Source organism: Endozoicomonas sp. G2_1, from assembly GCF_017744155.1.
GTDB lineage: Bacteria > Pseudomonadota > Gammaproteobacteria > Enterobacterales > Alteromonadaceae > JAGHQT01.
In genome coordinates this window covers 41,679-62,179 of record NZ_JAGHQT010000018.1, presented here as the reverse complement: position 1 = coordinate 62,179, position 20,501 = coordinate 41,679, and the positions used below count along the sequence as shown (strand labels likewise).

The window sequence follows — 20,501 nt, the reverse complement described above, 5'->3', positions numbered from 1 at the left end:
ATTGATTTTAACAAGGGAACAACCATTCTTTGCAATCAATGCCTTGCCTAAATCGCTTTTAATTCCAACTGAACAAGCATCTTGAGGTGGCTTGGGTATAAGTATTAGCGCGCAGTTCTCAAGCGCGCTAACAATTTCTGTTTACTCTAGATGTCGCTTGCCTTGACACTACCTGGCTGAATCAGCTTTGAGTTCTTAAGTTTAAATGGTACTCCCCACTGCTGTATCGTTTGAATATCTGTCACTACTTTACCGCTGAACTGAATAATAGCGCCATCTTGCTGGAGCTGCTTAGGTAAGTTCATTGGCAAAAGCTTACGACCATCTTGAGTTACAATGCCAAAAAAGCCGCCTTCCATAGTCAAATGAACGACTTTACCTTGCTGCTGCATTTGATCTTTTAGTGTTTGTTTTAACTGCTCTTCTGTCATCGCTTGCCCCGGCTTTGCAATTGCACTTTCTTGTTCAACAACCTGATGTTCAGCTGTTTTTTCTGCAACAGGTCGATTTGATGACTGATCATCGTTATCGTTACAGCCTTGTAATACCAACAATAAACTTAACGCGACTATTTTTTTCATTAATTCAATCCTGATAATTAACACTAAGTTAACATAGCTTAGCAAATATGTAATACGTCACCTAGGCTTGAGGACACTATTTCTGGACACCTATACTTGTTGTGGTCTGTGATGGCAGACTATTAAAAACAAGGCCTTCGGTTCTCAAGTTGTGTTAAAAACAAAAAACTGACGGTTCGTCCTCGGCTCTGGCTCCATGCTTCGCTCTACCACCTAAATCCATTTAGTCGTGAGCATATGCGCTCCTTGCCATCTGACGTATAGGATGTACTAATACCCTGTGAGCTAGGGATAGCGGCAAAGGCCATGGCACCGCGCTATTGCCGACACGGATGTCGATACTTAGGCTTTGCAGGAGCATAACGCCTGACCGTTCGTCCTGAACATATGCGTTCCTTGCCATCCATGGCACCACGCTATACCGTTCGTCCTGAGCATAAAAAAGGAGCCTTTCGGCTCCTTATAGTCAACTACATTTACTGATGGTAAGGCTTACTCAAGCGATGTACCGATTCAATAAAGTGACCAGCGTGGTCTGGGTTAACATCTGGGTGAATACCATGACCTAGGTTGAAAACGTGGCCAGTATTAGTATCACCATAACCAGCTAAAATTTTAGCAACTTCTTGCTCGATACGCTCTGTTGGCGCATAAAGCATAGATGGATCCATATTACCTTGCAGCGCTACTTTATCGCCGACGCGAGCTTTGGCATCTTCAATGTTAATAGTCCAATCTAAGCCAACAGCATCACAGCCTGTAGCAGCGATTTTCTCTAACCACATACCACCATTTTTAGTGAACAAAGTAACTGGTACTTGACGACCATCGGCATGACGCGTCAAACCATCGACAATTTTAGCCATATATTGTAGTGAAAAATCTTGATAATCGCGCGGTGATAACACACCACCCCATGTATCAAATACCATCACAGATTGAGCTCCAGCAGCAATTTGAGCATTTAAGTAAGTAATAACAGAGTCAGCTAGTTTATCTAATAAAAGGTGTAACGTTTGAGGTTCAGCAAACATCATTTTCTTTATCTTGGTAAAAGCTTTACTACTGCCGCCTTCAACCATATAAGTAGCAAGTGTCCACGGGCTGCCAGAAAAACCAATTAACGGTACTTCACCTTTCAATTCACGGCGAATAGTGCGCACCGCGTTCATAACATAGCCTAATTCGTCTTCTGGATCAGGTAAGCCAATTTTTTCGACGTCGGCTTTACAGGTAATAGGTCTTTCAAACTTAGGGCCTTCACCTGTCTCAAAGTACAAACCTAGCCCCATAGCGTCAGGAATTGTTAAGATGTCACTAAAAAGTATCGCAGCATCAAGAGGAAAACGTCTTAACGGTTGAAGCGTCACTTCACAAGCTAACTCAGCATTGCGACATAACGACATAAAGTCACCTGCTTGACTGCGAGTCTCGCGATATTCAGGAAGATATCGACCGGCCTGACGCATCATCCAAATAGGCGTGTAATCAACCGATTGCTTTAACAACGCGCGTAAATAAGTATCGTTCTTTAGTTCTGTCACCAAGGTTTCCTCTTAAATTTGATGGCGCGCATTTTATCACCGAAGCACAATTGAATCCATGACCCATATCAATAGAAAACAATATAACCAAGAGTCTGTAATTATTCACGTTGACCTGAAAGCCTTGTAATACGAGGCTTGTCGTCGAGTTTATGCTCTAATAAAGAAGTTGCTTTGCGATATTTGCTTTGGTATAAAATGGTTGCGCTAGCAAAGATACAACAAACAAGAAGCTAGTTTAACTAGACCATATAGCGAGCATTTATAGCCTTACCCCTTGGGTAAGGCTTTTTTATACTCCCAGATAAATACCCTCAAAACAGTACTTACCAATCCGCCTTAGCTCCAATAAATTGTATATCCAATCTGTATATATTTCGGCTGCGCTCCCTATTTAACAACGCGACACTCTGCCCTCAAACATTTATCAGAAAACACTTCGATTACAAAAAAAAACAACAAAAATTAACACTAGTTACACATAAAACCATAAGGAGATTGAAAAACAAGCAGATAAAAACATAAACCGTTTTATACTCATCAATTATGTTTTCTAGCAGGATCAGTCATTGTTCAACCACTTGACATTAGTTGCAAAAATGTTAATTTTAAATGCGATTTTGGTAAAAAAAATAAATTACTAGGGAAACTATAATGAAAATAAGAAAAACGGCTCTAGCGCTAGCTATTGCCTCAGCAACCATGTCGGTGTCTGCAACTGAAGCGTCACTTCAAAAATACAATCTATCAAATCAACCATTAATTCAAGCATCAACAGCGGATTTAACAGCACCAGAAGCACAGAAAGTGAGTGGCTGGTTAGTAAAACTTAAAGAAAATTCAATCGTTGAAGCAAAAACAGCGGGTAAAACTGGTAGCCAAATAGGCAATATCAATAAGTCACAAGCTTCAATGATTGCTGACCTGCATAAACTAGATGCTAATATTGAAGTTGTTGCACAAACTAGAAACCTAGTTAACGGCATTATCGTTAAGACACGTGCCAACCTTGCAGATTTATTAGCAAATAACAATAACGTAGACAAAGTACTTCCGATCTTTGATTACGATTTGGATGTAGCCGCAAGTGCAACTTATATGAACGCAACAGAAATTGTTGCTAACAATACGGCTACTGGTAAAAATGTAAAAGTAGCAGTACTTGATACCGGTGTTGACTATACTCACAAAGCACTAGGTGGTCCAGGAACGAGAGCCGCATACGACGCAGCAGCAGCAGATCCAGCTGATACTCCAGCTTGGCCTCAGGGTAACGTTGTTGGTGGTTTTGACTTTGTTAATAACGATCCAGATCCACTCGACATCACAGAGAACCACGGCACCCACGTATCTCACTCGGTTGTAGGTTTAGCACCTGACGCCGAACTTTACGTATACTCTGTTTGTGAAGCAACATGTTCTGGTATCAATCAGTTGCGCGCACTTGAAGCATCAATGGATCCTAACAACGATGGTGACCTTTCAGACCGTGTAGATGTTATTAACATGTCACTTGGTGGTGACTTTGGTACAACTCGCGGTGGTGCTGTTCAAGAATTATTAGACAAAGCCGCTTTACTAGGTGTAAACGCGGCAATTTCAGCCGGTAATGACGGTCCGACGCCATTTATCGTTGGTGGCCCGAGTACAAGTGCCAATGTTATGTCTGTTGGTGCAATGACTCACCCTACAACACCTATTGACCGACTCACTGGCACATTTGGTACAAATACTGTTGATATCGGCTTAGCCTCATATAACCCAGCGGCAGCATTTTCTTTCTCTAATACTAGCCATACCCTTGTCTATCCGACAGATAACCAAAATGGTTGTGAAGCATTTGCAGATGGCGTAGATTTTACTAATCAAATTGTCATCATTGATCGAGGTGCTTGTGCATTTACAAGTAAAACGTTAAATGCACAAGCTAAGGGAGCTGCTGCAGTAATCATTGTTGATAATGTAGACCGTGATGTCTCTGACTTTGTTGGTGGTTCTGCCTCAGGTATTACTATTCCAACCATCAGTATGACGCTTGCTAGTGGTAATGCAGTGAAAGCAGCCTTGGCGGCCGACGCAGCTTTGACATTCAATTTTAATTCTGAAGCTGAAAAAGTTGCCGTACCTGATGCTATTGCAACCTTTACTTCTCGCGGACCTAACGTCAACGGCCTATTAAAACCTGAAATTACAGCGCCAGGAACTGACATCCTGACAGCACAGCCAGGTTTAGGTGATGGCTTAACCCCAATTAGCGGTACATCATTCTCAAGCCCAATGACAGCTGGTGCAATGGCATTACTCAAAGAAGCATTGCCTAATCGCAACGCAATTGAGTTGAAAGCAACATTGATGAATTCAGCAAACTTAGACGTTAAGCTTGCTCCTGAATCAATCAACCCAGATGCCGGACTAGCGCCAATCAGCTTTATTGGTGCTGGTTTAGTTGATGTACAAAAAGCTTCGCAGCTTCCTGTCGCTGCATGGGATAAAGATTCATTACAAGGCGCTTTATCATTTGGTTTAGTCGCAGTAACCGAAACCAAATCAGTTACCAAGCGCATTGTTGTTAAAAACTTCTCTTCGACAACACAGCAATACTCATTGGCAATAGCCGATCGCTTCGCAAATGATACAGCAACGGGGGCGGTTTCATTCAAACACCCTGAAAATATCACCATTGCTCCTGGTGCAACTACAGAGTTTGACGTTACCATTACTATCGATGGTAGTAAGTTGCATGACTGGACGTTAACGCAAGCTCAACTTCAAACACCTCGAGGTTCAACGGCACTTACCGCTGTAGAGTATGACGGTGCTTTAGAGTTTAGTAATAGTGATGGTAAAGCTTTTCATTTAGTTTACCACGTATTACCTAAAGCTAACTCGGGACTAGAAATTGCAGTATCGAATAATTCTGGCCGTGTTTCAGTTACTGCAAATAATAAAGGTAGTGTAGATGAGCGCCCAATAGTTGTTCCCATTACCGGAGAAGATCCAGCAGGTGATAGTACTTATTTAGACCTAACAATGGGCTCTATGGAAGTATTAGCAGTTCCTACTTCTGTATGTGACTCTGGTCGCTCGGTATTTGCAACATTAACATTTGCCGAAACTATTGCTTCGGATAACGTCGCCGGTTTTTATGTTGATTATGACTTAAATTCTGACGGTAACTTTGACTTTTCGGCTCAGACACTTGCTAGAAGCGCTTTCGGCGGTGGTTTCCCTGCCGGATTAAATGTTACTTTCACTTCTGCATGGAATACATTTAGCGGTAGCTTAGAAAATGTATTCTTTACACCTGGTAGCAACTTTGTCACGTTACAACACTGTGTTGATTCAATTGGTCTAGATGCAGATGACCTAGGTCAAATGAATGCGACTATTCGTTTCAGAGTTGAAACAAGCCAGTTTGACTTCTATGAAGAAACAGGTGAAGACACGTTAACTGTTACAGGTTATAACTTTGCTCCAACAACTGTATTAGCTCGTCTAAGTGATACTGAAGGTAACGCTGTTACAACTATCCCAGCAGGCGGTTCAGCTAATGTAACATTGTCAGGTGCTGACTTCGCTGTATTGTCTGGTTCAGGTGCTCCAGTAACTTCGGCTAAGCCAAGTGCAGATAGCAACGTTGCTCCTGTTGTTACTGCTGATCAAAAGTTTTCTGTTGATGAAAACACTGCCAATGGCACTGTAGTTGGCAAGATTGAAGCGACTGATGCTGACGTTTTCTCTAGTGTGCTTAGTGAAATCGTTGTCGTATCTTCAAATTTAGCTGCACTGTCTGTTGATAGAGATGGAACAATTAAAGTTGCAGATGCAACATTATTGAACTTCGAAGGTGGTACCACGGAGATTGTACTAGAAGTAGTTGCTGCTGATAGTAGCCTTAACTTATCGCAACCAACGACAGTTACCGTTTCAATAAACAACCTTCCAGATACCGCTGCTGAACAGCCTGCTCCTCCAGCTCCTGCTAGTAGTGGTTCATCAGGTGGCTCTTTCGGTTGGTTATTAGGTGCCTTCCTACCATTAGCATGGTTACGTCGTAGAATGAAGTAATAGCTAATAGAAATAAAAAACCAGCATCGATTTAATCGTCGATGCTGATTTTTTTATACATAATTTTTATCGTTTTTAAGGTATCGAATAACCTCAATTCTTCGATGTTAAGTAGCAGTAACTGTTAGTGTTTAGTTGGATTTACAAACGCATTAATCTGCTGCTGATCAAACCGATAAGTAGTATTGCAGTAATCACAATTCATACTGATTTGACCTTGCTCTTCAATAATTTCATCAATCGCTTGTTGACCAATTTGCGCAATTGCAGTTAAACACTTATCCGCAGAACACGAGCATTGATAAGTTACCGCTTGCGGCTCAAACAAGCGCACTTGTTCTTGATGATACAAACGATATAACAACTCTTCTGCTGGTAGGTTAAAAATTTCTTCTGCTTTAATGGTTTGCGTTAACTGGCAAAGGTGTTCATAGTCTTGCTGCTGTTTCTCTTTGTTTTCGCCATCGGGTAACAGCTGAACCAAACTACCAGCAATCTTGTCGTTTTCGCGATCGACAAACAACCACATAGTGGTAGGAATTTGCTCCGAGACTTCAAAATAGTGTGCTAAACACTCTGCTAAGGTATCGGCCTCTAATGCAACAACGCCTTGATAAGGTTCACCCTTAGACGGTCTAATCGTAATCACCATGGTGCCTTTGCCAATTAGGGCCGCTAAGCCTTCGGCTTCGGTCACTTGATTAAGCTTGGCAATACCGCGCATCACTTGCTTATCATCACCGTTAATCGCCATATAACTCACTGGACCATCACCTTGAATTTGCACAGTGATCTCACCTTCAAACTTCAAGGTTGCAGTCAATAAACAAGTCGCCGCCATCAATTCACCCAATAAGGTTTTGACCCCCTGTGGATAATCGTGGTTGGCTATAATTTGTTGATAACTTTGCTCGAGTTGAACAAGTTCTCCCCTTACGTGGAGATCATCGAATAAATATCGATTCAATTGGTCAAAATTTGACATTAATCTTACACTCTTTCTTTAAATTGTCGGATTTGACGACGCTGCTTTTTATCCGGTTTAGTCTCAGATGCTGGACTCAATAAAATACCTTGTTTGCGCGCGAGAGCATTGTCTTCTCTGACCTTAATACTCGCTTCAGTTTCCTGATACAAGGTTTGTGCAAACGTCGCATCACGGCGCTTATCTGCCAAAGCAACAATCAGCACCTCTTTTTCTTCATAGCCCTGACGAACGCGGATTTTATCGCCGATGCTAACAAGCTTGCCCGATTTAGAGCGCTGCCCGTTGTAAAACACTTTACCGCCATCAATCATTTGCTTGGCCAACGCCCGTGTTTTATAAAATCTTGCTGCCCACAGCCATTTATCTAACCTGACGCCAGAGTTTTTATCATTCTCAGACGAAGATTTTACGACTGGCGATTTTTTATTTGCCATAATGTTATTCTTTGCTGTCTTCTCAATTATTTCTGCGCATTTTGCCTTTACGCAAAAGCCTTTAACTCAAGCATATAGACTAAGGGAAATCACACTTTGCTAATGTATGGCTATCTCCAGCGTTATCAAGAGACTCGTTCAACTTTTTACCAAGGCGCTGCGATGCGTACAATTTAGCAGCAGCCAGCTAAATGATAATGAGTTTAATTACAGATTGTTGACAAAATGTAACAAAAATATGTTAGCGTTATCTTGTTGAACGAGCTTCGCTCAAGTATTATCGACAAGTCATATTTTACGCGAAAACAAACTTATTATTAACCATGCAAGTGCCAAATAACTTGGCTTCTTTACAAGAAGCCCTCGACAAGCTGCCACAGAAAAAAATTACTCAGGTCATTATTGTCTTGCTAATTGGCTATATAGCGTATGTGTTAGCGCAAATTACTTGGCTGTTAGCGCCACAACCACAAATAAAATCATCACTGCCGGTCACTGTTCATTCAACGGCATCTTCATCGAAAACGATTAACCTCAGTGGCATCAAAGCGCTTAATCTATTCGGTCAATATCAAGCAGTTGCAGATAACAAACCGAAAACAGTACAAGTGCAAGACGCGCCAGAAACGAGACTAAATTTAAAACTATCTGGCGTTGTTGCCACGCAAAATGAAAACACTGCCGCAGCAATTATCGAAAATTCTGGCCGCCAAGAAACGTATGGTATTGGCGATCAAATTACCGGTACTCGCGCTAGCATTGACCAAATTTTACCTGATCGCGTACTTATCAAGCAATCCGGTCGTCTTGAAACCTTAATGCTAGACGGCTTTGAGTTTAGTAAAACCGTTACTCAGCCCCAACCAATTGCGGTAAAAACTCAAGATAACGCTCAGCTACAAACTAATACCAGTGCCACACCAACGGCAAAAGCAGTTGTCGATCAACGCAAAAATCGTGAACTTAGCCAGCAGATTTCCGGTCTGAGAAAAGACATTGCACAAAATCCTAAAAAAGTACTCGATTATTTTACGCCAACGCAAGCGGTTAAAAATGGCAAGTTAATCGGCTACAGACTTTCGCCCAGTGGCAATAATTCGCTTTTTAAAGCGGCGGGTTTGAAACGAGGCGATATCGCTATTGAAATAAACGGCTTTGATTTAACGCAGTTGTCAGAAGCCAGCCAAGCGTTAAAAGCTTTGCGTCAGGAACAAGAAGTGTCTCTGCTCATACAACGTGGCGACGAATTAAAAGAAATACTATTCAGCATTGATAACGGTTAACGATCAAGCATGACAATGGGGAATTTATCCATGCGCCAACTATTCAGCGCAACTCGCATTAAACCACTATTGGTATCAAGTGCCATTGCACTCTCATTAGCAGCCGGTTTAACAGCGCCGACAACTGTGCAAGCAACACAGATTTCAGCGAACTTTAAAAACACGGAAATAACCGAGTTTATCAATACTGTTGGTAAAAACTTACAAAAAACCATGATTGTTGATCCTAACGTCCGCGGTAAGGTCAATGTTCGCAGCTACGACTTGTTAACAGAAGAACAATACTATCAGTTCTTTCTAAACGTACTTGAAGTTTACGGTTTTGCCGCGGTTCAAATGGATAATAACGTGATTAAAATTATCCGTGAGAAAAATGCCAAAACCTCAGCAATTCCAGTCGTTGGCGATAACGATACTCACAGCGGTGACGAAATGGTCACCCGCATTGTCGAAGTAAAAAACGTCACCGTTCGCGAACTTGTCCCTTTGCTTCGTCAATTGTCTGACCAAGCTGGCAGCGGCAATGTAACTAACTACGACCCAGCCAACGTCATTATGTTAACAGGCTCGGCTGCCGTGGTTAATCGCTTGGTTAAAATCATTGAACGAGTTGACCGCGCTGGGGACCAAGACGTTCAAATCATTCGTTTGCAGTATGCTTCTGCTGGTGAAATGGTGCGCATTATTGAAGCGATGAACAAATCAACCGGTAAAGCCGGTACGCCAACTTTCTTAATTCCTAAAATCGTCGCTGATGACCGCACTAACAGTGTTATCGTCAGCGGTGAGTTACAAGCACGTGAGCGCATTGCCAAATTAGTTAAACGACTTGATAGCGAGCTAGAAAGTAATGGCAATACCCGTGTTTACTACCTCAAGTACGCGAAAGCTGAAGATCTTGTCGATGTTTTAAAAGGCGTTAGTGAATCAATTGAAGCGGAAGAAAAAGCTGGTCAAGCCAATAACCGCCGCAGTCAACAACGCAATATCAGCATCGACGCCCACGAAGATACCAACTCAATTGTGATTACTGCTCAGCCAGATATGCTGCGCTCATTAGAAGCGGTTATTCGCCAGCTTGACGTACGCCGCGCACAGGTGTTAGTTGAAGCGATTATCGTTGAAGTATTTGAAGGTGATGGCGCGAGTCTTGGTGTCCAGTGGTATCACGAAGAAGCAGGCTTAACGCAATTCACCAATGGTTCGGCAACCATTAGCCAAGTTGGCGCCGCAGCGCTCGCTGCGCGTAGTACTCCGGGCCAACGCGGAAGCACCGTGGTTTCTGAAAATGGCCAAACCACGGTAAACCCAGATCAACCAGATGTAGACGGCGATTTCACCCTACTAGCACAGGTATTAGGCCAAGTGAGTGGTATGACAATTGGTGTTGCTCGCGACAACTGGGGCGCAATCATTCAAGCGGTCAGCAATGATACTAACTCTAATATTCTTGCGACACCGAGTATCACCACATTAGACAACGAAGAAGCTTCATTCCTCGTCGGTCAAGAAATCCCAATTTTAACTGGTTCAACTGCTGGTGCGAATAATACTAACCCGTTCCAAACCGTTGATCGTCAGGAAGTAGGTATCAAGCTAAAAGTCACACCACAGGTTAACGAAGGCACCGGTGTTCAATTAACCATTGAGCAAGAAGTGTCATCGGTCAGTGGCGCAACCGGTGTCGATATTTCAATTAACAAGCGCGAAATCACCACAACCGTATTAGCAGATGACGGCGCAACCGTTATTCTTGGTGGTTTAATCGATGAAGACGTTCAAGAAAGTAAGCAGAAAGTACCGCTATTGGGTGATATTCCAGTGCTTGGTCACTTGTTTAGCTCAACCAGTAATACTGTTCGCAAGCGCAACCTAATGGTGTTCTTACGTCCGACCATTATCCGTGACGGCGAAACAATGAACCGTGAAACAGAAAAGAAATACAACTATATTCGCGCCAAAGAGATTTTACGTAAAGAACAAGGTTTATCACTGGTGAGTGATGAGCACTTACCGATCTTGCCTGAATGGAACGATCAACTAGCGTTGCCGCCATCATTTGAAGAATATCAAAAGCAGCAAGCAGAAAAATCAGAGCAAGACAAGTCGAGCCAACACAAGTCACACAAAGAATAGGCCGACTTTAGGAAGTAATTATGAGTGATCAAGACGTTGCTGAAATGCTCGATAGTTTGAACAGCCGTGAACAGGGAAACAGCCTTGAGCATGAAAACAGCCCTGAGCATAGAGACGACTCTGAACAAATTTCAGCACAAGCACTTAACCAAGAGCAGGCCGACAATACTTTGTTTCGCTTGCCATTTGGTTTCGCCAAACGCCATAACATCCTGGTTCAAGACCAAGGTGATAGCCAAAAAGTCTATTGTACCTCTGCCCTTAACTTAGATGCCCTACTCGAAGTCAGACGAGTGTTAAAAACCAGCTTCGAACTAGAGTCTGTGCCAAGCGATAAGTTTGAACTGTTACTGACAGAAACCTATCAGCGCGACTCTTCTGAAGCGAAACAAGTGATGGAAGACATTGGTAATGAAGTCGACCTTTATTCACTCGCTGACGAAATGGTCGAAACTGAAGATCTGTTAGAAAACGAAGATGATGCGCCGATTATTAAGCTGATCAACGCCATGCTTAGTGAAGCGATCAAAGAAAACGCGTCAGATATTCACATCGAAACCTTTGAGCAAAGCCTCAAAATTCGCTTCCGTATTGACGGCGTATTGCGCGAGGTATTAACACCTAATCGCAAGCTAGCCTCGCTGTTGGTATCCCGTATCAAGGTTATGGCCAAGCTCGACATCGCTGAAAAACGCATTCCACAAGATGGTCGAATTTCATTGCGCATCGCTGGTCGAGCGGTCGACGTTCGGGTATCAACCATGCCGACTGGCCACGGTGAACGAGTCGTACTGCGTCTACTCGACAAAAACTCTGCTCGCTTAGACTTACAAGATCTAGGCATGACAGATGCTAACCGCGAACGCTTTGCTCAGTTAATTGACAAGCCTCATGGCATTATTCTCGTCACGGGCCCGACAGGTTCCGGTAAAAGTACCACGCTTTACGCAGGTTTAAGTCAAATCGACCACAAACAGCGAAACGTTTTAACCGTAGAAGATCCGATTGAATACGCCATTGAAGGTATTGGTCAAACACAAGTAAATACCAAAGTTGATATGACCTTTGCCCGTGGGTTAAAAGCAATCTTGCGTCAAGATCCAGACGTTGTCATGGTTGGTGAGATTCGCGACTTAGAAACCGCACAAATAGGTGTACAAGCCAGTTTAACTGGTCACTTAGTATTATCTACCCTGCATACCAATACCGCCTCAGGTGCCATTACACGTATGGAAGATATGGGTGTTGAGCCTTTCTTGTTATCGTCGAGCTTGCTCGGCGTACTTGCTCAGCGACTGGTCAGAACTCTTTGCCCGAACTGTCGCGAAAGCCACTTACCAGACGAAGAAGAGCGCCATCTACTCGACCTGCCAGACGACAATCAGCAAGTAATTTATCGCGCGGTCGGCTGTAGCGAGTGTAATTTCAAGGGTTACAAGGGCCGTACCGGTATTCACGAGTTATTATTTGTTGATGACAAAGTTCGCGAGCTAATTCACAACGGCAAAGGCGAACAAGCGATTGAAAAACACATTCGCAAGTCAACGCCGAGTATTCGACGAGACGGTTTTGACAAAGTACTTGCTGGCGCTACTACGCTAGAAGAAGTGTTGCGCGTCACCCGCGAGGATTAACCGTGGCAGCATTTGATTATCAAGCGGTCAATAGCCGTGGTAAAACAGTAAAAGGCGTTATTGAAGGTGACACTGCGCGCCATGTTAGAGGCTTACTGCGCGAGCAGGGCTTAACACCGCTAGAAGTCAGCGAAAGTTTAAAAAAGGCGAAAACTACCAACCCTAAAAGCCGTTTCAGCCGCAGTAAAATTTCTGCAGCTGAACTGGCGTTAATCACCCGTCAACTGGCAACTTTGGTCGAATCTGGTTTACCACTCGAAGAATCATTGATGGCAGTAGCACAGCAATGTGAAAAAAACCGCCTCAAAAGTATTATCATGGCGGTGCGCTCAAAGGTTACTGAAGGTTACGGCCTCGCTGAAAGTATGGCGGAATTTCCACAAGTCTTTAATAACTTGTTCCGCGCTATGGTTGCCGCCGGTGAAAAGTCAGGCCATCTAGAAAAGGTGCTCAACCGACTCGCCGATTACACTGAGCAGCGTCAGCAAATGCGCTCGCAGCTGATTCAAGCCTTGGTTTACCCCATTATCATGACCATTGTTGCGATTAGCGTTATTGGTATTTTATTGGCGTTTGTCGTGCCAGAAATCGTCGGCCAATTCGAGCACATGGGTGCCAACTTACCCGGTACGACACAATTTTTAATTGCGACTAGTGATTTTGTTAACAACTACGGTCTATTCATTGTATTGGCAATATTAATTGCCATGGTGGCATTTAACCGCTTATTACAAAAACCGAGTTTTAAATTAAAACATCATCAACGCATGATTGGTTTGCCAGCGATTGGCAAAGTCAGCCGCGGTTTAAATACGGCTCGTTTTGCCCGCACCTTGAGCATTTTAACCGCGAGTGCAGTACCATTGTTAGAGAGCATGCGCATTGCCGGTGAAGTACTAGACAATCTTTACATCAAGCAAAAGGTTCAGGAGTCGGCCGACAAAGTTCGTGAAGGTACCAGTTTAAAGGTCGCACTTGAGCAAACGAAATTATTTCCACCTATGATGTTACATATGATCGCCAGTGGTGAAAAGTCAGGTGAACTTGAACAAATGCTCGGCCGCGCCGCCGACAACCAAGACCGCGAGTTCGAAGCATTAGTCAGTATTTCTTTAAAAGCATTCGAACCAGCGTTAATGGTGACTATGGCGGGCGTGGTTTTATTTATTGTAATGGCTATCTTACAGCCAATTCTCCAGCTTAATAACTTAATAGGAAGTTAACTTTATGAACAAGCGTATCAACTCTGCCAAGCAACAAGGTTTTACCTTGTTAGAAGTGATGGTGGTTATTGTTATTCTAGGTATTTTGGCTGCTATGGTCGTACCTAACTTAATTGGCAACCAAGAACAAGCGCAAATCAAGCGTGCGGTAATCGATATTACGTCACTAGAAAACTCTCTTGACCGCTACAAAATTGATAACTTTCGCTACCCGTCAACCGAACAAGGTTTAGAGGCCTTGGTCAGCCAAACGGATATTGAACCACTACCGCGTCGTTTTCCAAATGGCGGTTATTTAAAGCGTTTACAAAAAGACCCTTGGGGTAACGATTACCAATTGCTCAATCCTGGCGAGCAAAGCGATATGGATATTTTCTCGATGGGTCCTGACGGTGAAGCCGGTACTGATGACGATATTGGCAACTGGAACCTAACCGACTATCAGTAGCGATAGCTTTGATTAGCTATAACAGAGTGATTTATGATTCGCAAGTTTACCTCTAATCGCAAAATAACTAGCAAGGGCTTTACCTTAATTGAAGTCATGCTAGTAATTGTAGTTATTGGTATTATGGTTTCGGTTATCGGTGTTAACTTCACCAATGACAGTCCTGACAAAAAACTTACAAGCGAAAGTGCCCGCTTTGCGGGCATTTTTGATATTGCCACTGAATACGGCATGCTCAACAATGTTGAACTCGGTGTTGTTATTGAAAAGTCCGGCTACCAAATCGTCGGCTACGATGGCACTCGCTGGGCGGAAATCCCAAACCAACCGGCGTTTACCTACCACCAATTTCCCGAAGGTATCGAAGCCGAATTAGTATTCGACGACCTACCACTAGAGGCTTCATTATTTGATAGCCAAGCCTTCATTGAACAGCAACAAGAACTGCAAGAGCAAAGAGAAGAAGAAAACGAGCGCACCAGCAATAACCGTAAAGAAAAAGTGACTGAGCCACTGCCACAAATATATCTATTGTCAGGGGGAGATATCACCCCTTTCAGTTTAATTTTGAGTTTCAGTGACGAGTTTGCCTACGACCTCGATATCAGTGTCACTATTACTGGTTTATATTCACCGCCTTTAACAGTTGGGGAGCCTACTTTTGAACCCTAACATCATAAAAAGCACCAGAAAAAGTACAAGCTCAAGTCAGCTTCAACAACGAGCTAAGCGGGCAAAGTCACGCTCTTTTGGCTTTACCCTTATTGAAGTCATGCTCGCAATGGCTGTACTGGCGATTGCCGGTGTCGCATTAGTCAGCGCAACCAGTAGCAATGTTAGGCACATTGGTCAACTAGAAGAGCGTATGGTTGCCAATTGGGTGGCCAGTAATCAACTGGTCGAAGTCAACCTAGATGAAACTTGGCCACCGAGAAACAATAAAAAAGGCAAAATGGAACTCGCCAGCAAAGAGTGGTTTTGGCAACAAAAAGTGGTTAGAACAACTGACAGCAACATGAGAGCCGTTACCATTGAAGTTCGCCTTAACGAAGATGACGAGTTGCCAATAACCAGCCTGCAAACCTATATTGCACGAGATAAAGGTTAACCAGCAATGACTCGTCGCAAGCTGACAACAGCACCAATTCATCAGCCGCAACAGCTCGGTTTTACCTTGTTAGAGGTGTTACTCGCCGTTTCTATATTCGCGTTAGTGAGTATTGCTGGCGTCACCGTTTTACAAACCGCGATAAAAAGCGACGAAGGCACCCAAAGCAAGACTGAGCGCATTCATCAATTGCAACGAGCATTTATTATGATTGAGCGCGACTTTAATCAAGTTGCCCGCCGCCACGTTAGACTCGACGGCGATCAATCCAGTCAAAATTTTGTTCACAGCGACGACAGCAATAATTTTCGCTCACAGAGCCAAGCTTTAGCTTTTGTTCGCCAAGGCTGGACTAATCCCGGCTTGCTAATACCGCGCAGTGACTTGCAATCGGTCGCTTACCGATTAAACGACCAATACTTAGAGCGCTTGCATTTTAACTTTGTCGATCCTGTGCTCGGTGAAGAACCAAAGGTTAGAAAGCTGATTGGGAAAGTCAATGATATTCGCTTTGAATATCACGATGGCAAAAAGTGGCAGCAACAAGCGCCGAAAGGTCGCTTGCCATATGCTATAGCCATTGAGCTAGATACCGAAGATATGGGTAAAATTCGCCGCCAGTTTTTAACACCAGGCGATGATGGTGTCACGCTAAATAACCTCGCCACTAGCAGTGGAACTTCTGGTTCTGGTTCTGGTTCTGGTTCTGGTTCTGGTTCTGGTTCTGGTTCTGGTTCTGGTAGTCAGCCTAACCCGAGGGGCAACTAATGTTCAAAGTCAGCCGACAACACGGTGTTGCCCTTATCAGCGTCATGCTCATTGTTGCCTTAGCGGCGATTATCGCGACTCAAATGACGACTCGCCTACAGGTAGAATTGCAGCGCAACGCCAATATCGAGTTTAATCAACAAGCTTATTGGTATGCGATTGGTGCAGAGGCATTCACCAAACGCTTGCTCACAGAAAGCGTTAAGCGGGATCCCAATATCACCCATTTAGAGCAGATTTGGGCTCAAGGCGAAACGACATACCCAGTTGAATTTGGTCAAATCACTGGCGAAATAACAGACTTACAGGCGTGTTTTAATCTCAATTCACTGCGCCCTGACCAATCGACGACACCCGGTGTAGCGCCACCAACATCTGGTGGTTCCAACAAGCCACAAGCGCAACACACACTTGAGCGATTAATTATTAGCTTAGGAGTAGAAGGCGTCAGTAATTTTGAGGCGGAATATATGGTTGATGCCTTAACCGATTGGCTCGACCAAGACACTTCGATTGCAAGTGCTGGCGGCGCTGAAGATAACGATTATGCCGGTCGAGAATTCCCTTACTTAGCGGCTAACCACTTTCTCGCTAGTGTTAATGAACTGCGCGTGATTGAGCATTTTACGGTGCCGGTGATCAACGCGCTACGACCTTACGTTTGCACTTTGCCATATAACCAAAATAGCATTAACATCAATACACTGACGTCCGAACAGAGCAAGCTGCTCGCTGCTGCTTTTGATGGTATGAGTGAAAGTGATGCCCAAGAGCTGATCAATGATAGACCCGATCAAGGCTACTCAGATGGCGCAACCTTTTTTACTGCTCCGGTTTTTGCAAAAAAAGCACCAACGAATACTGAGCGCGGCCAAATAGCTTTCGACAGTAACTTTTTTAACTTAAAAACAACGACTCGTTTTAACACGAGTTTCTTTACAATGAATTCAATGATGATGGTGACGGATAATAAACGCGTAGACGTAATTAGCCGACGCATAGGACGAGAGTAATGGCAGAAACTTTATTTATTCGTTTAGCCAGTAAACAAGAACAAGCTATCTCCTGGTTAGTTTGGTCAACTAGTGAACTAGAAATTATCGCCAGTGGCGAACTCGCTAATGCTAGTGCGCTAACTGAATTAACTGAAAAGGCGAACCAGCGCAAAGTAGTGGTGTTAGTTCCCGCTAATGACGTCAGTTTAAAGCAACTGCAAGTACCGGGTAAGTCACAACGGGCTCGCCAAATGGCAGCGCCGTACATGCTTGAAGATGACCTAGCGCAAGACGTTGAACAACTGTTTTTTGCCTATGCAACTAGTCAAAACGACACTCAAGACGCCAATTGCCTATTGGCGGCAGTGGAGCGAGAGCAACTAGAACAATGGCTAGCTTGGTTGGCAGCAGCCGATATTAGCGCGAAAAAAATGCTACCTGATGCGCTGGCACTTCCTTACGAGACTGAGAGCTGGACCAGTGTTAAATTAGGCCAGCAATATTTGTTCAGACAAGGCTTTTGGCAAGTGATGACGGTCGACCAAACTCTTTGGCCTGTGGTTGCAGAGTTAGCACTGGCGAGCGAACGCGAAAAGCTAGCAAGTAAAGACCAAGACAACAGTGCTGATAACCATACTATAAAGATCAATAGCTACGCAGAACTAGAGGCGATTGATGGTTTTGAAATTGTTCAACAACCAGAAGAGTTGCCGTTGGCGCTGCTTGCTCAGCATGCAGAACAAACCAGCTTTAACTTACTACAAGGGCCTTATCAAGTTAAAACCAAGCGCTCACCTATGGTCAAATCTTGGCTACTAGCCGCAGGTGTTGCAGGCTTAGCGCTATTGCTAAACCTTGGTTATAAAGGCGCTAAATTGTATCAGCTCAACCAAGAACAAGCTGCGATCGAACAGCAAATTATTGATCGTTACAAACAAGTATTCCCTCAAACCAAAAAAGTGCGCCTTGGCACTATTCGTTCGCAATTAAAACAGAAACTGGCGGGTGTTAGCAGTGCCAACAACGATGCACATTTTCTAACGCTATTAGCGCGTTTAGAGCCTGCTTTTGCTCGTGTGCCTCAGTTAAAGCCAGAGTCGCTGAAATACGACAACAAGCGCCAAGAGTTGCGTATTCAAGCCATTGCCAGTAATTATCAGCAATTTGAGCAATTTAAAAATCAGTTAGAACGATTGCAATTTAAGGTCAGTCAAGGTTCTCAAAACAATCAAGGTGACCAAGTCACTGGTTCGTTCAGTATTAAGGCGGGATAATGCAGATGTTAGAAAAATGGCAGCAATTGAACGAGCGCGAGCAAAAATTAGTATTGGCGATGTCAGTAGTTATTGGTATTTTCTTGTTTTACAGCCTAGTGTGGCAGCCGCTCAACAACAATATCGCTAAAACGAGCGATAAAATTGAACGTCAGCAGCAATTACTGAGCTGGGTTGAGTCAGAAACAACCCGTTATCAACAAGCGCGTCAAAGCGGTCAACTCACTAACAAGGGTGGCAGTTTATCAAGCGTGGTCAATCGCAGTGCCAACCAACAAGGTATTATTATCGATCGCATGCAACCACAGGGTAGCGACCTACAAGTTTGGATTGAGCAAGTACCATTTGACCAACTCATGGCTTGGCTTGATCAACTGATGAATAACAACGGCGTAAAGGTTAAAGCGATCGACGTCACCAACACAGATACTGCCGGCGTCGTTAATGTTCGTCGTTTACAATTGGGAAGAGGTTAATGAAAAAGTGGTTTGCCGGTGCGGCAATTTTTCTGGTCGTATATTTGATTTTTGCTATCGCTTCAATGCCCGCGAGCTTTGTTTTAAATTTCGTAAAGCTGCCCAACAACATTGCTTTGCAGGGTGTCTCGGGTAGTGTCTGGCAAGCACGTGTTAAACAATTACAACACCAGTATGGCGTAGTCAACGACATCAACGCCAGCTTGAGTTTTACCTCTTTGCTAAGCGCCAACCCTCGCATTGAATTATCTTTTGGTGGCGCTTTGGTCGATGGCCCTGAAGGCTATGCAACCATCGATGGCTTCCTCGACAACGCAACCCTGACAAATACTCAAGTAATTATCAGTGCGGCTGAAATTGCACCACATCTCGACTTAATTGTGCCAGTTGATGCACGCGGTTACCTAGAAGTGAACATCAACCAATACACAGTCGGTCAGCCTTTTTGCCAAACGCTCAACGGTTCATTAACTTGGCCAAATGCAGAAGTGTACGCGGTTGACCAGCAAATCAAATTTGGCGATTTATCGGCGAAACTTGCATGTAGCCAAGGTGCCATAGAAATGAAAATTGATGAAGGCAACAACCTCGGCCTAAGCTATTCAGCTTACCTACAACAAGGGGGACGAATTTCGGGCAATGGTTATATCAAACCCGGCGCTAATTTCCCTGCGCCGTTAAACGATGCCTTGCCGTTTTTAGGTCAACCAGACAATCAGGGCCGTTACCGCCTCCGTTTTTAAGCACGTCTTCTTTCAAACAAACCGTGTTGAGCAGTTATCAAATTAAAACTAAACAACTGCTCAATACTGCACCACATTTACACACTAAACCAAAGAGCTACACCGGGTTGGCTAATATCTCTTTAAGTAAGACACTGTAATCGGTAATCGCTGGATAGTCGTCAATCACTTGTACCGGCTTTTTACTGTCCGGATTTGCCACTGCTAACAAGTGTTCGAAGCCATATTTTTTCGCTGAAGCCAACACTGGCATACTATCATCAACAAACAGTGTATTGGCCAGTTCAAAACCGTGGTGTGCTTGCAACTTTTGCCATAAAGCTTGTGATTCTTTGGTCACGCCAAACTGATGAGTTGAGTACAAGGTATCGAAATATTTATCGAGTTCAGTACGTTCTATCTTTAGCGACAAACTATCGGGGTGAGCATTAGTCACCAAAACCACTTCTCGACCAGACGATTTCAGAGCAACTAAAAAATCATGGGCATCAGCGCGCAGTTTAATCAAGTGTTGTACTTCGCGCTTTAACTCGGTAATTGGCAACTGGGTCTGCTCAGCCCAATAATCCAAGCAATACCAAGAGATGGTTCCGGCGACTTGATGGTAATGCTCGGTAAATTTTTGTTTCGCTTGTTCAACAGATATTCCAGACGCTTCACTGTAGCGCTTGGGCAAATGCTCAAGCCAAAAGTGATTGTCAAAGTGTAAATCCAAAATGGTACCGTCCATATCTAATAGCACCGTTGAAATATTTGCCCAATTAAGCATAGATTTATTCTCTAAAAACAATTTATTAT

At 43.7% G+C, this 20,501-nt stretch carries 18 protein-coding genes; 13 read left to right on the top strand and 5 right to left on the bottom strand.

Going from position 1 to position 20,501, the window contains the following annotated elements; translation table 11 throughout:
• Nucleotides 1–146 precede the first annotated feature (146 nt).
• Both J7384_RS16175 and hemE read right to left on the bottom strand, forming a co-directional pair.
• Nucleotides 147–581 carry a hypothetical protein gene (locus tag J7384_RS16175; RefSeq protein ID WP_209115572.1) on the bottom strand — a complete coding sequence of 145 codons (435 nt, stop codon included), beginning with the start codon at nucleotides 579–581 and terminating at the stop codon, nucleotides 147–149.
• Nucleotides 582–1,057: 476 nt separating this feature from the next.
• Nucleotides 1,058–2,125 carry a uroporphyrinogen decarboxylase gene (hemE, locus tag J7384_RS16170; protein WP_209115571.1) on the bottom strand — a complete coding sequence of 356 codons (1,068 nt, stop codon included), beginning with the start codon at nucleotides 2,123–2,125 and terminating at the stop codon, nucleotides 1,058–1,060.
• Nucleotides 2,126–2,779: 654 nt separating this feature from the next.
• Between hemE and J7384_RS16165 the strand changes: the two genes are divergently transcribed.
• Nucleotides 2,780–6,193 (top strand): S8 family serine peptidase, encoded by a 3,414-nt coding sequence (locus J7384_RS16165; RefSeq protein ID WP_209115570.1) that lies wholly within the window; start codon nucleotides 2,780–2,782, stop codon nucleotides 6,191–6,193.
• Nucleotides 6,194–6,317: 124 nt separating this feature from the next.
• Here the strand turns inward: J7384_RS16165 and hslO are convergent, their stop codons facing one another.
• Nucleotides 6,318–7,178, bottom strand: a complete 861-nt coding sequence (gene hslO / locus J7384_RS16160) for an Hsp33 family molecular chaperone HslO (protein WP_209115569.1) — start codon at nucleotides 7,176–7,178, stop codon at nucleotides 6,318–6,320.
• 5 nt (nucleotides 7,179–7,183) lie between these two features.
• On the bottom strand, nucleotides 7,184–7,615 hold the full coding sequence (gene hslR / locus J7384_RS16155) for a ribosome-associated heat shock protein Hsp15 (protein ID WP_209115568.1): 432 nt from the start codon (nucleotides 7,613–7,615) through the stop codon (nucleotides 7,184–7,186).
• A 341-nt stretch (nucleotides 7,616–7,956) separates the two neighbouring features.
• Here hslR and gspC point away from each other — a divergent pair, with 341 nt between their 5' ends.
• The 12 genes from gspC to J7384_RS16095 are packed head-to-tail and all read left to right on the top strand — an operon-like array spanning nucleotide 7,957 to nucleotide 19,703.
• Nucleotides 7,957–8,898, top strand: a complete 942-nt coding sequence (gspC, locus tag J7384_RS16150) for a type II secretion system protein GspC (RefSeq protein WP_209115567.1) — start codon at nucleotides 7,957–7,959, stop codon at nucleotides 8,896–8,898.
• 30 nt (nucleotides 8,899–8,928) lie between these two features.
• Nucleotides 8,929–11,034: a type II secretion system secretin GspD gene (gene gspD / locus J7384_RS16145; protein WP_209115566.1), complete on the top strand. Its 2,106-nt coding sequence runs from the start codon at nucleotides 8,929–8,931 to the stop codon at nucleotides 11,032–11,034.
• A gap of 20 nt (nucleotides 11,035–11,054) precedes the next feature.
• Nucleotides 11,055–12,668: a type II secretion system ATPase GspE gene (gene gspE, locus J7384_RS16140; RefSeq protein WP_247741832.1), complete on the top strand. Its 1,614-nt coding sequence runs from the start codon at nucleotides 11,055–11,057 to the stop codon at nucleotides 12,666–12,668.
• A gap of 2 nt (nucleotides 12,669–12,670) precedes the next feature.
• The gene (gene gspF, locus J7384_RS16135; RefSeq protein WP_209115565.1) at nucleotides 12,671–13,891 is read left to right on the top strand and encodes a type II secretion system inner membrane protein GspF; all 1,221 of its coding nucleotides are present in this window, start codon (nucleotides 12,671–12,673) and stop codon (nucleotides 13,889–13,891) included.
• 4 nt (nucleotides 13,892–13,895) lie between these two features.
• Complete coding sequence (gene gspG / locus J7384_RS16130; RefSeq protein WP_209115564.1) at nucleotides 13,896–14,339, top strand: type II secretion system major pseudopilin GspG; 444 nt, start codon at nucleotides 13,896–13,898, stop codon at nucleotides 14,337–14,339.
• 33 nt (nucleotides 14,340–14,372) lie between these two features.
• Nucleotides 14,373–15,011 carry a type II secretion system minor pseudopilin GspH gene (gspH, locus tag J7384_RS16125; RefSeq protein ID WP_209115563.1) on the top strand — a complete coding sequence of 213 codons (639 nt, stop codon included), beginning with the start codon at nucleotides 14,373–14,375 and terminating at the stop codon, nucleotides 15,009–15,011.
• Complete coding sequence (gene gspI / locus J7384_RS16120) at nucleotides 15,001–15,447, top strand: type II secretion system minor pseudopilin GspI (RefSeq protein ID WP_209115562.1); 447 nt, start codon at nucleotides 15,001–15,003, stop codon at nucleotides 15,445–15,447. Before gspH ends, gspI begins: the two co-directional genes overlap by 11 nt.
• Before the next feature lie 6 nt (nucleotides 15,448–15,453).
• Entirely contained in the window at nucleotides 15,454–16,215 is a 762-nt protein-coding gene (gspJ, locus tag J7384_RS16115; protein WP_209115561.1) for a type II secretion system minor pseudopilin GspJ, read from the top strand.
• Nucleotides 16,215–17,228, top strand: a complete 1,014-nt coding sequence (gene gspK, locus J7384_RS16110; RefSeq protein ID WP_209115560.1) for a type II secretion system minor pseudopilin GspK — start codon at nucleotides 16,215–16,217, stop codon at nucleotides 17,226–17,228. Before gspJ ends, gspK begins: the two co-directional genes overlap by 1 nt.
• Nucleotides 17,228–18,484, top strand: a complete 1,257-nt coding sequence (gene gspL, locus J7384_RS16105) for a type II secretion system protein GspL (RefSeq protein WP_209115559.1) — start codon at nucleotides 17,228–17,230, stop codon at nucleotides 18,482–18,484. Before gspK ends, gspL begins: the two co-directional genes overlap by 1 nt.
• Nucleotides 18,484–18,960 (top strand): type II secretion system protein M, encoded by a 477-nt coding sequence (locus tag J7384_RS16100; protein ID WP_209115558.1) that lies wholly within the window; start codon nucleotides 18,484–18,486, stop codon nucleotides 18,958–18,960. Before gspL ends, J7384_RS16100 begins: the two co-directional genes overlap by 1 nt.
• On the top strand, nucleotides 18,960–19,703 hold the full coding sequence (locus tag J7384_RS16095; protein WP_209115557.1) for a type II secretion system protein N: 744 nt from the start codon (nucleotides 18,960–18,962) through the stop codon (nucleotides 19,701–19,703). The genes J7384_RS16100 and J7384_RS16095 overlap by 1 nt, the downstream gene beginning before the upstream one ends.
• A 97-nt stretch (nucleotides 19,704–19,800) precedes the next feature.
• On the opposite strand, the gene yrfG is transcribed toward J7384_RS16095, so the two are convergent.
• Nucleotides 19,801–20,472 (bottom strand): GMP/IMP nucleotidase, encoded by a 672-nt coding sequence (gene yrfG, locus J7384_RS16090; RefSeq protein WP_209115556.1) that lies wholly within the window; start codon nucleotides 20,470–20,472, stop codon nucleotides 19,801–19,803.
• Nucleotides 20,473–20,501: the final 29 nt, after the last annotated feature.